Below are 11,825 nucleotides of genomic sequence, written 5' to 3' on the forward strand. Positions count from 1 at the left end.
GGTAACAGATTGCGGGCGGGCAATACCGCCCGCGGTCATTTTACCTGATAATGCGGGTGATAGATCGAATAGACGCGCACGTATTTGAATTTGTTGCGATCGCTCACGTCATAAAACGCCACCATCATCAGGCGAAATGATGTGCCTGCCTTGTGTTCGACACCAACCCATTCAAGATCCTGTTTGCAATAGAAATCAATAGGCGCCTCTGTCGCGATAGTCGTTGGGTCACTCATGAAATGCAGGTGATCCTGAATCTCTTCCTGCATTTTTTCAGAAACGCCTGTCCAAAAGCTCACGGCCATTTCCTTGCCCCGATTGACCGTTGCCTTTGGGATGTATTCAAAGACCGCGTCCGGTTCGTACCATTTGTCAAAAAAATCGGCATGGGTCATGCCTGAACCTGCACATGCTCCGTTGAAGTCGCTGATATATTGCCGATAGTCTTTTTCGGTGATCATTTCGCACCCCTTGGTTTGTTTCAATTCTGGCAGTCAAGGTAGTTGCGGCCAGTATAAGGGGTAAATGATGCATTGAAAAAAGCCCCGGCGCAGGGCCGGGGCAAGTTGGTCACGGAAAGTGCCGGTCAGCCTTTCGAAAACTCCGGATAGGCTTCCATCCCCAGTTCGGCCATGTCCAGCCCGTTGATTTCTTCCTCTTCGCCCACCCGCAGGCCGGTGGTCATCTTCAGAACCATGAACAGCGCATAGCTGACCGCAAAGACAAAGGCTCCGATGGCGGCAAAGCCGATGATCTGCTTGACAAACGAGGCGTCCGAGTTGGTCCAGGCCACGATGAACGTGCCCCAGAACCCGGCAATCAGGTGAACCGGAATGGCGCCCACAACGTCGTCGATCCTTGCCCGGTCCAGCATCGGCACGGCGAAGACCACGATCACACCCCCGACACCGCCGATGATCAGCGACTGGAACAGCGAGGGCGCCAGCGGCTCGGCGGTGATCGACACCAGCCCGGCCAGCGCGCCGTTCAGCGTCATCGTCAGGTCGACCTTGCCGAACATCAGCTGTGTCAGGATCAGCACGGCCACCGCACCGGCGGCTGCAGCCATGTTGGTGTTGGCAAAGATCTGCGCCACCGCGTCGGCATCCTCCAGCGTGCCCATCGCCAATTGCGAGCCGCCGTTGAACCCGAACCAGCCCAGCCACAGAATGAAGGTGCCGAGCGTGGCCAGCGCCAGGTTCGAGCCGGGGATGGGAACAACCTTGCCGTCCCTGTTGTACTTGCCGATGCGCGGCCCCAGCACCAGCGCCCCCGCCAGCGCGGCGAACCCGCCCGCCGCGTGTACCAGTGTCGAACCCGCGAAATCGGAAAAGCCCAGTTCACTCAGCCAGCCGCCGCCCCACTGCCACGAGGCTTCGATCGGATAGATGATCCCGGTCAGAACCACGACGAACAGCAGGAACGGCCACAGCTTGACCCGCTCGGCCATGGTACCCGACACGATCGAGGCGGTCGTGGCGCAGAACATCAGCTGAAAGAAGAAATCCGACGCGTTGGAATACCCGCCGGCGTCGATATCGGTCTTGATGTCCTTGGGCGCGATAGCGCCGAACACACCATCAATGATCCAGTTTCCCTCGCCGGGGTACATGATGTTATACCCGACCAGCCAGAACATGATCGCCGCCAGGGAAAACAGCGCGATATTCTTGGTCAGCTGCATTGTCACGTTCTTGGATCGCACCAGCCCGGCTTCGAGCATGGCGAAACCGGCGGCCATCCAGAATACCAGAAACCCGCCGACCAGAAACAGCAGTGAGTTGAGGATGAATTGCGTTTGTGCGGCGGCCTCTCCCGACGCGGCCTCCTGCGCCAGTCCCATTTGCGGCAGCGCGGCCAGGGCGGCGGCGGGAAGCAGAGTGTTTTTCAGGTTCATGTCGAATTCCTCTGAGTGGTTGCGGCGCTCACAGCGCGTCTGCGTCGGTTTCGCCGGTGCGCACGCGCATCGCCTGTTCGACGTCCAGTACGAAAATTTTGCCGTCGCCGATCTTGCCGGTCTTGGCGGTCGCCGAAATCGTGCTGACGATCTGTTCGACCATTTCGGCGGGCACCACGATTTCCAGCTTGATCTTGGGTACGAAGTTCACGGCATATTCGGCGCCCCGGTAGATTTCGGTATGCCCGGATTGCGAGCCAAAGCCCTTAATCTCGGTTACCATCATGCCGCGCACACCCGCCTCGGTAAGGGCCTCGCGCACCTCCTCAAGCTTGAACGGCTTGATTGTCGCTATGATCAGTTTCACGTCTTTCCCCTCGGTTACGCCGGCCCACCCGGCATTTTGCAGGTGCAGAAAAACCGCTCGGTCACGACTGGGAAACGGAAATTTGGGGTGAACTGTTGGCAAAATCCGGGAAAATTGCACAATTTTTGCACAAAACGACGTTGTTGATTAAAAAAGCGTCATATTGGCGATGAGAATTTAACGGAATTCGCACCTCTACATGCGCGTCCGGGCGGGGTATTGTCCGGCAAAAGCAAAGATCGGGCAGAGTTGAGCATGACTGAGTCCAAGCGTCGCAAACCGGCATTGGTGGCTGACAAGCGTTACCCGTCTGCGGGAAAGAAAAAGGCATCGCGCAAGGCGGCCGGAAAGAAGACTGCGCCGAAAAAGGCAACCGCCAGAAAGGCGACTCGCAAGACCGCCCGCCGCCGCACGCCCAGAAAGACGCGGGGCGGAATTGTCGGGCTGTTCCAGCGTTTCTTTCGCTGGGTGTTCCGCCTGACCTGGGGGCTGACATGGCGCATCGGGGCCATCGTGACCCTGCTGGTCGCGCTGGCGGTCGGGCTGGTCTATACCACATTGCCCGAGGCCGATACCCTGCTGGACGGGCGCGCACGCGGTTCGGTCACCATGCTGGACCGCGACGGCAACGTCTTTGCCTGGCGTGGCGATCAGTTCGGCGGGGTCGTCACCTCCGATACGGTCTCGCCGCATCTGAAAAATGCGGTCCTCGCCACCGAGGACAAGCGGTTCTATCGTCATATAGGCATCAGCCCGCGCGGGGTGGCCAGCGCGGTGCGGATCAACCTTAGCGAAGGGCGCGGCCCGCTGTCGGGCCATGGCGGCTCGACGATCACCCAGCAGACGGCCAAACTGTTATGCCTTGGCGTTCCCTATGTGCCCGGCGAATGGGAATCCGAGGCGGCCTATGAGGCTGACTGCCGCCGCGGGTCGCTTTGGCGCAAGATCAAGGAAGCCATCTATGCCATGGCGATGGAGGTCAAATATTCCAAGGACGAAATCCTGACGATCTACCTCAACCGCGCTTTCCTTGGCGCCGGGGCACGCGGGTTCGAGGCGGCAAGCCAGCGCTATTTCGGCATATCCGCTGCCGAGGTCAGCCCGTCCGAGGCGGCGATGCTGGCCGGGCTTCTGGTCGCGCCGACACGCTATGCTCCGACCAACAATCTCAAACGCTCTCAGGATCGCGCCCGGCTGGTCATCAGCCTGATGGAGGATCAGGGCTATATCTCGGACACCGAAGCGGACTGGGCTCGTGACAACCCGGCGGAACTGTCCGCTGCGGCCGAGGCGCGCGCGGGCGGCTATTTCGCTGACTGGGTTATGGCCAGCGGGCCGGAATTTTTCACCCGCGACACCACCGAGGATGTGGTGATCAAGACCACGCTGGACCAGCGCATTCAGACATCGGCGGAAGAGGCGCTGAAATTCGTCTTTCAGGAAAAGCTCAAGGAAGGGTCCGAGGCGCAGGCGGCGATTGTCGTCATGTCCGCGGACGGCGCGGTTCGCGCAATGGTCGGCGGGCGCAAGACCAGGGTGTCGGGCGCGTTCAACCGTGCCACGCAGGCGCTGCGGCAGACCGGATCGTCCTTCAAGCCCTTCGTCTATGCCACGGCGCTGGAATTGGGATATTCGCCGCTTGATACGGTATTGGACGAACCCTATTGCATCAATATTCCGGGTTCGGGTCAGTGGTGCCCCAAGAACTATACCAACAAGCACTATGGCCGGGTGACGCTGGCCGAAGCGCTCAAGAATTCGCTGAACGTTCCAGCGGTCAAGGTGGCCGAGGTTGCGGGGCTTGATAACGTCCGGCAGGTCGCCAGCGAGTTCGGGATTGCCAGCGATCTGGCCGCCGGGCCGGCGCTGGCGCTGGGGGCATCGGAAAGCACCCTGATCGAAATGGTGGGAGCCTATGCCGGCATCCTGAATGGCGGCTCGTCGGTAGAACCCTATGGTCTGACCGAACTCAAGCTGATCGGAGACGACGAGGCGCTGATGGCCACCACGTCGGGTATCGGCGAGCGGGTCATCCGCGAGGACGCGGCGCGACAGCTGATCTGGATGATGGAGAAAGTGGTCTCTGAAGGATCCGGGCGGCGGGCGGCCCTGCCGGGATGGCAGGTGGCGGGCAAGACCGGCACGACGCAGGCTGCGCGCGATGCCTGGTTCATAGGTTTCACGGCGGATTACGTGACCGGGGTCTGGATGGGGTATGACGACAACACACCTCTGTCGGGTACGACGGGCGGTGGATTGCCCGCCGAGATCTGGTCCGAAACCATGATACGCGTGACCGAAGGCATGACACCGGCGCCGCTGCCGTTGGCATTGCCCAAAGTGCCCACCCGCACCGAGCAACCCAAGCGCCAGAAAAAACGGAACAACACGATCGGAAACGCCGTGGACAATTTTTTCAAGGATCTGTTCGGAAGGAACTGAGTGCCGCAAACCAGCTTGATCAACGCGCGCGCCGGGGGCAAGCTCGCCGACGTCGAATGAACCGGAGGGGGGCCACGCCATGCACCGCAACGAATTGACGGAACGTTTCCGGTCCCTGCATGTGCCGGGCCAGCCGTTGGTGATGCCAAATCCCTGGGATCTTGGCTCGGCCAAGGTGATGGCGCGGCTGGGTGCGCGGGCTCTGGCGACGACCTCGTCCGGGCACGGATTCACGCTGGGCCTGACCGATGGCGGTCAGATGACGCGCGACATCGCACTGCAGCACGCCGCCGATATCTGCGCTGCGGTGGAGGTGCCGGTGAACGGTGATTTCGAGAACGGTTTCGGCGATGACCCCGAAACCGTCGCCGAAACCGTGCGGCTGGCCGCCGAGGCCGGGCTGGCCGGTGTCTCGGTCGAGGATACGGCGTTGCCGGGGGCCGGCTCCTATCCGTTCGATCTGGCGTTGGCCCGGATCGAGTCGGCAGTTGCGGCGGCACGAGAGGTCGGCATCGTGCTGACCGCCCGTGCCGATGGCTGGCTGTGCAAAAGCTATGACCAGGCCGAGGCCCTGCGCCGTTGTCAGGCATTTGCCAAGGCCGGGGCTGACGTGATCTATGCGCCGCTGGTCGACGCCGAAACCACCCGTGCGCTGGCTGCCACCGGTACGCCGGTCAACCTGCTGGCCGCAGGCGCAATGCGCGATCTGACGCTCAACCAGATGGGCGCGCTGGGCGCCGCCCGCATCTCTATTGGCGGCGGGTTGGCGCGCGTCACGCAACAGGTGCTTCTCGATGGCACCCGCGCGATGCTGGAGCGGGGCGATTTCACCAGCCTGAACGGGGCTGCGAGCACATCCGAGATAGATGCGCTGCTGACCGGTTGAGCCGCCAGACGGCCAAAGAAAACCCCACGCGTCCGGTCGGATGCGCGGGGTATGTTCAGGTCCGGAACGCAGCGACTTATCCGGCCGTTTTCAGATCCTTGATCAACTGATCCAGATTGCCCTTTCTGGCATCCAGCATCGCGCCGATTTCCGTGCGTTCCGTCAACAGCACGTTCACGCCTTCGATGAACATGTTGAAGAACTTGTCGCGGCCCGATTTGTCCGACACCAGGAAAGTCACCTCGAACGGGGCTTCGCCCCGCAGCTTGACGGTGCTGCGCACCTCGTATCCCGCCTTGATCTTGCGGGCGCTCTTGACGGTCACTTCGCCGCCGATGAATTCGCGGAACCGGCGACCGTATTTGCGCGCGATATAACCCTGAAAAGCCTGGGTGAAATTCTTGAGTTGCGCCGCACTGGCGGTGCGTGCGTCCGCCCCCAGGGCATAGCGCGCCATGATCGGCACGTCGCCATACTGAACAAAGATCTTTTCAAAGTCGCGCAGCATCGCCTTTTCGGACTTGCCCGAGTCGATCACCTGGTTGATGTCGGTGACGACGCTGTTGACCAGTTGCATGGCCCCCGCTTCGGTCAGGGCCAGCGCCGGCAGTGGCAGCGCAGCCAGGCCAAGGCCCGCTGCGGTGGTGGTCAGAAAGGTTCGACGGTTCATCCGGTTATTCGGCATAAGGGTCCTCATAAGGGTCCAGTGACGGGTCCGACGGGTCCGGTCCGATCTCGGCATAGGGGTCGGTATACAATCCCAGATAGGCATCTTCGTCATCGGTTGCCAGTTCGAAGCGGCGGTTTTGCAGATAGATCAGGCGCGCCTGCGCATAGCTGTCCGCGCTGCCGTAAAGGATCGAATCGACCGTGTCCGAATACCGGCCGCGATCGCCCATCCGCCGAACCACCTCGGCATACAGTCCTAGGTTGTCGGCGGGCCGGGTCGGAGCAAAGTCGATCGGGTTGGTGAACAGGTTGACGATCACGCCCACTGCGTCCCGTGTCGTGGAAGGGCCGTAAAGCGGCAGTTCCACATAAGCGCCCTCGCCAAAGCCCCAGACATGCAGGGTTTCACCGAAATCGGTGTCTACATGCGGGATTTTGAAATCGCTGGCCGGATCGGCCAGCCCGGCAAAGCCCACGGTCGAGTTGATCAGGAACCGCAGCAGCGCAATGCCCGATTCCCTTGGCTTGCCCTGCAGCAGGAAATCCACCGCATTGCTTGGCATCGACAGATTTTCCGCAAACGAGTTAAAACTGGTCACCATCGGCTCGGGGATGATCCGGACATAGCCTTTGGATGCGGGGCGAAAAAGGAACCTGTCGACGCCTCTGTTGAATTCGTGGACCGACCGGTTGGTGTTCTCGTAAGGGTCATGAATACCGCTGCGTGTCGCGGCTTCGTCCGGCGCCTTTGCGCAGGCTGTCAGACCGGCTGCCACGACGAGAACGAGCGGGAATTTCGTAAACAGGCGGGTCAACACGGTCTTTTATGTACTCCACGACGGCGAGGCCAGGAAAAGTTGGATTTTCAAACGGTCTTCGGCACGGATGATACGCTCTTGGTGACACATAGTGGACGCAAAGCGGAATTGAAACACGAAAGCATTTAGCGCGGGCGGCGTCGAACGTAAAGCGGCGGTCACATTTGCTTGGAAAATGAGTGATTCCGCGCGTATCACCTGCCGCGCAAGGCATGATAATGGAGCATTTGGACTGCAAAAGGGCGAGTTTCGGGCTTTTCGCGCTGCATGTTCCCGGTTAGCGTCCGCCAAACTCGGAACTGGAGGAAACGATTCATGAGCATCGCAGCGAAACTCGAAAGCCTGGGCGTTGTTCTGCCCGACGCGCCCGCTCCGGCGGCAAACTATGTGCCGTTCGTGCGGGTGGATAATCTGCTTTACGTCTCGGGGCAGATATCCAAGGACGAAAGCGGGCTGATCACCGGCAAGCTGGGCGATGACATGGAAATCGAGGCTGGCGCCGCCGCCGCCAAAGTTTGCGCCATCAACCTGCTGGCGCAGGTCAAGGCCGCCTGTGACGGCGATATCGAACGCCTGGTGCGCGTGGTCAAGCTGACTGGTTTCGTGAACTCGACCGGCGATTTCACCGCGCAGCCGCACGTGATCAACGGCGCCTCGGACTTTCTGGGCGAGGCGCTCGGCGAGGCGGGTCGTCATTCCCGTTCCGCCGTTGGCGCCGCCGCCCTGCCACTGGGCGTTGCCGTTGAAATCGAAGGCATCTTCGAAATTCGATGACGCCAGCCCTGCCGCCTGTTTTTCTGAAGCGCCCGATCGCCCATCGGGCGCTTCATGATTCGGCCGGGGACCGCCCCGAAAACAGCCGCGCCGCCATTCGGGCGGCGATCGCGGCGGGCTACGGGATCGAGATCGACCTGCAGATGACCTCCGACGGTCAGGCGATGGTGTTCCATGACTACGACCTGCGCCGGCTGACCGGCCAGCCGGGTCCGATTCGCCAGCTCACCGCAGATGCTGCTGCCCGGGTGCCGCTGCTGCATTCCCGGGGCGAAGGAATCCCGTCGCTGGCCGAGGCGCTTGACATCGTAGCCGGGCAGGTGCCGCTGCTGATCGAGTTCAAGGATCAGGACGGGGCCATGGGCACCGGCATCGGCCCGCTGGAACAGGCGGCGATCCGGGCACTGGTCGCCTATGACGGCCCGGTGGCGCTTATGTCCTTCAATCCCAACAGCGTGGCGGAACTGGCGCGTCTCGCACCGGAGATTCCACGCGGTATCGTCACCAGCGACTATGCCCCGTCCGACTGGCCGCTCTCTCGTGATCTCTGTGATCATCTGCGCGGTATTCCTGATTTTGACCGGGTCTGCGCCTCGTTCATCAGCCACGATGTACGGGACCTCAGGCGCCCGCGCGTGGCCGAACTGAAGGCGCGCGGCGTGCCCGTCCTGTGCTGGACAGTCCGTTCGCCGGAACAGGAGGCCGGGGCGCGCGAGGTTGCCGACAATATCACCTTCGAGGGGTATCTGGCCCAACATCCCGCTTGATCCCGCCCTGTGCGGCCACAGATAACAGGAGGGCGCGGAGGACAAATGGATCAGGCACAGATAGAAGTTCGGGTTCTGGGATCGCTGACCCAGATTTCTGCCCGGGAATGGGACGATTGCGCTTGCCCCGAAACCGCCGGCGGCGGGCGGCCCCTTGACCCTTTCACCACGCACCGGTTCCTGCTGGCGCTGGAACAAAGCGGCTCGGTCGGGCGCGGAACCGGGTGGCAGCCGCAATACCTGACCGCCCATCTCGACGGCATGATGATTGCCGCAGCGCCAATGTATGCCAAGTCGCACAGCCAGGGCGAATACATCTTTGACCACAGCTGGGCCCATGCCTATGAGCGGGCCGGAGGAAACTACTATCCCAAACTCCAGATCTCGGTGCCCTTCACCCCGGCCACGGGGCGGCGGTTTCTGGTGCGCCCCGGATATGAGGGTATCGGCATGTCGGTGCTGGTGCAGGGCGCGGTTCAACTGGCCGCCGAAAACCGCGTCTCGTCCCTGCACGCCACCTTCTGCACGGAACAAGAAGCGGATGCGGGCGCGAAAATGGGGCTACTGCGCCGGGTATCGCAACAGTTTCACTGGCTCAACGATGGGTATGCGGATTTCGACGGGTTTCTTGGGGCGCTGTCCTCGCGCAAGCGCAAGAATATCCGCAAGGAACGCGCGCAGGCCTGCGATTTCGGCGGCACGATCAGAACCCTGACCGGAGCGGATCTGTGCCCCGAGCACTGGGATGCCTTCTGGATTTTCTATCAGGACACCGGATCGCGCAAATGGGGTTCGCCTTATCTGACGCGGGCTTTTTTCGATCTTGTGCATCAGACAATGTGCGGCGACGTCGCGCTGGTACTGGCCGAGCGCAACGGATATCCGGTGGCGGCGGCGCTGAATTTCATCGGGCGCGAAACCTTGTTCGGTCGCTATTGGGGCTGCACCGAACATCACCCCCTCCTTCATTTCGAACTGTGTTATTATAGGGCGATCGACTTTGCCATCGCCAACGGGCTGCTCCGGGTTGAGGCGGGCGCGCAGGGTGAACACAAGCTGGCGCGCGGATATCTGCCGACCCGAACCCACAGCCTGCACTGGATCGCGGATTCCGGTTTCGCAAACGCGGTTGCAAGTTACCTTGAAGCCGAAGGCGAGGCGGTTGGCGAAGAGATCGAAATCCTGACCGACTACGGTCCGTTCAGGAAGTCGAACCCGGAGGAACAGCAATGACCGAACTTTTGTCCAAAGAAGCTCGAGGCCCGCTTCTGGACCCGCTGTTCAAGAATGGCTGGACCATGACCGCAGATCGCGACGCGATCACCAAAACCTTCATCTTCGACAACTTCGTCGAAGCCTTTGGCTGGATGACCCGCGCCGCGATCTGGGCTGAGAAATGGAACCATCATCCCGAATGGCGCAACGTCTACAGAACGGTCGAAGTGGTTCTGTCGACGCATGATGTCGGGGGGCTGAGTTCCCTCGATGCCAAGCTTGCCCGAAAAATGGACGCTTTGTTGTAGGTTTCAGCGACGGCCCGCCCCGAGGGCGGATGTCAGGCTTGCCACCTGCATCATCTGCCGGAATTCGGCGGTGGTGACGCTTCCGCTGCTCACGTCGATCCCCGCCGGAATGGCGGCCGACTTGCGCCCGGCCAGTTGCATGCGCCCGGTGCTGGCATCGACGCGTAGGCATTGGTTGCCCTGACATATCTTGTTGCCATCAACCGGCAGGATGCCCTTGGCGTCGGCATCCGCGTGGGACACGGTGGCCAGTAAGGGAGTCATTGCCAAAATTGCGGTGGCGGCGAGTTTGGAAATTCGATGTTGCATGATGCACCCTGATTGGTTTCACTGACCCATCAGGTAGGACGAAGCCGGTCACAAAGAAATCACATGCTGGCGAGATCGACCGCGCCAGCCCCGCGCCATCAGGAAAACCCGCCTGCCGCCGCTTCTGCCGGTCAGTCCAGTTTGCCGTTCTGGTTCCGGTCGGCAGACACGAAATCCTGTGACATCTGATCCGAAAATTCGCCAGGGGACACCAGATTGTCGCCATTCTTGTCCATGGCCGAAAAATGTTTGATCTCGAGATGGGGCCGCGTCTCTGCCGCCGTCAACGTGCCGTCCCTGTTTTCGTCCATTGCCTGAAAGGCATAGTCCGAAAAAGCGTTGAATTCATCCTTCGACAAAAAGCCGTCATTGTCCTTGTCGATCGCGTTCAGCTCAGCCTCGTTGAGTTCGGCCACCTGATCCGCCATCGCACCCGAAGCCAGCAGCAGGGCCACAAGAGCCGGAAATCCATATTTCATCTCAAATCTCCCTTCAGCACGAATATCTCTGCCCGGATGCACCACCGGTCGCGGCCCCTGCCGCAGTCAGAATGGCCTTGCCCGACCCGCCCCCGAACTGATTGCCGATGGCGCCTCCGATAAGCGCGCCGCCCAGGGTCCCGCTCAGACAGGCGATCTCGTGTTGCCGGGCCGCTTGTGCCTGGGGCGTGGGGGCGGGGGCGCAGGCCGCAACAAGGCTGCCGGTCAGTATGGCCGTGATAATTAGCTTTCTTTTCATGTGTTCAGCTCCCAATGTCGCTGAGGCGAGTATCGGGGCAATCCGGGCCGGCCTCAAGCGATTTGAGGAAATCTTTGGCGACCGGCAAAGATTGGCTCCGATCATTGCTCCGGGGCCGGGGGGTCAGATTTCCCCCAGGATCGTGTCTGCCGATGTGCGGTCGCAAACTCCATGTTCGGCTTCGGTGTTGAACACCCGGACAATTCCATTCTCGACCAGCATGACATAGCGTGTCGACCTGCCGAACAGGCCGACCACCGGCGCGTCGAAACTCATCCCGACCGCTCTGGTGAAACTGCCATCGGCATCGGCCAGCATGGTGATTCCGGCCGCGCTCGCGCCCGTGGCTTCTCCCCAGGCCTGCATCACGAACGGATCGTTGACGGCCAGACAGATGATCTCGTCCACGCCCTTTTCGTCAAACTTCGGTCTGGCGCGGATGAAGCCGGGCAAATGCACCTTGTCGCACAGATTCGAAAAAGCGGCGGGAACAGCGAAGATCACCACCTTGCGGCCAGAAAATCTGTCGGCAAGCTGAACGTCTTCTGGCCCGTTATTGGTCATTCGGATGAGTTTTGCGTCCGGAAGCCTGTCGCCAACAGAAATCATCTTGCAGTTTCCTCTTTGATGGATTT

The 11,825-nt window shown here is 61.0% G+C and carries 15 protein-coding genes; 6 read left to right on the forward strand and 9 right to left on the reverse strand.

What is annotated here, in order from left to right:
- Positions 1–35: 35 nt before the first annotated feature.
- The 3 genes from ACR0AO_RS10335 to ACR0AO_RS10345 form a co-directional block, all read right to left on the reverse strand.
- A complete protein-coding gene (locus ACR0AO_RS10335; RefSeq protein WP_480603075.1) occupies positions 36–461 on the reverse strand; it encodes a hypothetical protein in 426 nt (141 codons plus the stop codon).
- A 125-nt stretch (positions 462–586) separates the two neighbouring features.
- The gene (gene amt / locus ACR0AO_RS10340; RefSeq protein ID WP_480603077.1) at positions 587–1,897 is read right to left on the reverse strand and encodes an ammonium transporter; all 1,311 of its coding nucleotides are present in this window, start codon (positions 1,895–1,897) and stop codon (positions 587–589) included.
- 28 nt (positions 1,898–1,925) lie between these two features.
- Positions 1,926–2,264: a P-II family nitrogen regulator gene (locus ACR0AO_RS10345; protein WP_480603079.1), complete on the reverse strand. Its 339-nt coding sequence runs from the start codon at positions 2,262–2,264 to the stop codon at positions 1,926–1,928.
- A 255-nt stretch (positions 2,265–2,519) separates the two neighbouring features.
- Here ACR0AO_RS10345 and ACR0AO_RS10350 point away from each other — a divergent pair, with 255 nt between their 5' ends.
- Positions 2,520–4,706 (forward strand): transglycosylase domain-containing protein, encoded by a 2,187-nt coding sequence (locus ACR0AO_RS10350; RefSeq protein ID WP_480603081.1) that lies wholly within the window; start codon positions 2,520–2,522, stop codon positions 4,704–4,706.
- A gap of 79 nt (positions 4,707–4,785) precedes the next feature.
- The gene (locus tag ACR0AO_RS10355; protein ID WP_480603083.1) at positions 4,786–5,592 is read left to right on the forward strand and encodes an isocitrate lyase/PEP mutase family protein; all 807 of its coding nucleotides are present in this window, start codon (positions 4,786–4,788) and stop codon (positions 5,590–5,592) included.
- Positions 5,593–5,668: 76 nt separating this feature from the next.
- Here ACR0AO_RS10355 and ACR0AO_RS10360 read toward each other — a convergent pair whose 3' ends face one another.
- The gene (locus ACR0AO_RS10360; RefSeq protein ID WP_480603085.1) at positions 5,669–6,277 is read right to left on the reverse strand and encodes an MlaC/ttg2D family ABC transporter substrate-binding protein; all 609 of its coding nucleotides are present in this window, start codon (positions 6,275–6,277) and stop codon (positions 5,669–5,671) included.
- Positions 6,267–7,076: an MlaA family lipoprotein gene (locus tag ACR0AO_RS10365; protein WP_480603087.1), complete on the reverse strand. Its 810-nt coding sequence runs from the start codon at positions 7,074–7,076 to the stop codon at positions 6,267–6,269. The genes ACR0AO_RS10360 and ACR0AO_RS10365 overlap by 11 nt, the downstream gene beginning before the upstream one ends.
- Positions 7,077–7,394: 318 nt before the next feature.
- Here ACR0AO_RS10365 and ACR0AO_RS10370 point away from each other — a divergent pair, with 318 nt between their 5' ends.
- The 4 genes from ACR0AO_RS10370 to ACR0AO_RS10385 are packed head-to-tail and all read left to right on the forward strand — an operon-like array spanning position 7,395 to position 10,143.
- Complete coding sequence (locus ACR0AO_RS10370; protein ID WP_480603089.1) at positions 7,395–7,853, forward strand: RidA family protein; 459 nt, start codon at positions 7,395–7,397, stop codon at positions 7,851–7,853.
- Positions 7,850–8,620, forward strand: coding sequence for a glycerophosphodiester phosphodiesterase family protein (locus ACR0AO_RS10375; protein ID WP_480603091.1), 771 nt, complete (start codon positions 7,850–7,852; stop codon positions 8,618–8,620). Before ACR0AO_RS10370 ends, ACR0AO_RS10375 begins: the two co-directional genes overlap by 4 nt.
- 45 nt (positions 8,621–8,665) lie before the next feature.
- Positions 8,666–9,853: a GNAT family N-acetyltransferase gene (locus tag ACR0AO_RS10380; RefSeq protein WP_480603093.1), complete on the forward strand. Its 1,188-nt coding sequence runs from the start codon at positions 8,666–8,668 to the stop codon at positions 9,851–9,853.
- Positions 9,850–10,143, forward strand: a complete 294-nt coding sequence (locus ACR0AO_RS10385; protein WP_480603095.1) for a 4a-hydroxytetrahydrobiopterin dehydratase — start codon at positions 9,850–9,852, stop codon at positions 10,141–10,143. Before ACR0AO_RS10380 ends, ACR0AO_RS10385 begins: the two co-directional genes overlap by 4 nt.
- Before the next feature lie 3 nt (positions 10,144–10,146).
- Here the strand turns inward: ACR0AO_RS10385 and ACR0AO_RS10390 are convergent, their stop codons facing one another.
- The 4 genes from ACR0AO_RS10390 to ACR0AO_RS10405 form a co-directional block, all read right to left on the reverse strand.
- Positions 10,147–10,452 carry a hypothetical protein gene (locus ACR0AO_RS10390; protein WP_480603097.1) on the reverse strand — a complete coding sequence of 102 codons (306 nt, stop codon included), beginning with the start codon at positions 10,450–10,452 and terminating at the stop codon, positions 10,147–10,149.
- A 131-nt stretch (positions 10,453–10,583) separates the two neighbouring features.
- Positions 10,584–10,931: an EF-hand domain-containing protein gene (locus tag ACR0AO_RS10395; protein WP_480603099.1), complete on the reverse strand. Its 348-nt coding sequence runs from the start codon at positions 10,929–10,931 to the stop codon at positions 10,584–10,586.
- A gap of 13 nt (positions 10,932–10,944) precedes the next feature.
- A complete protein-coding gene (locus tag ACR0AO_RS10400) occupies positions 10,945–11,190 on the reverse strand; it encodes a glycine zipper 2TM domain-containing protein (protein ID WP_480603101.1) in 246 nt (81 codons plus the stop codon).
- A 123-nt stretch (positions 11,191–11,313) separates the two neighbouring features.
- On the reverse strand, positions 11,314–11,799 hold the full coding sequence (locus ACR0AO_RS10405) for a redoxin family protein (protein ID WP_480603103.1): 486 nt from the start codon (positions 11,797–11,799) through the stop codon (positions 11,314–11,316).
- Positions 11,800–11,825: the final 26 nt, after the last annotated feature.

This window comes from Ruegeria sp. AF8 (assembly GCF_056541825.1).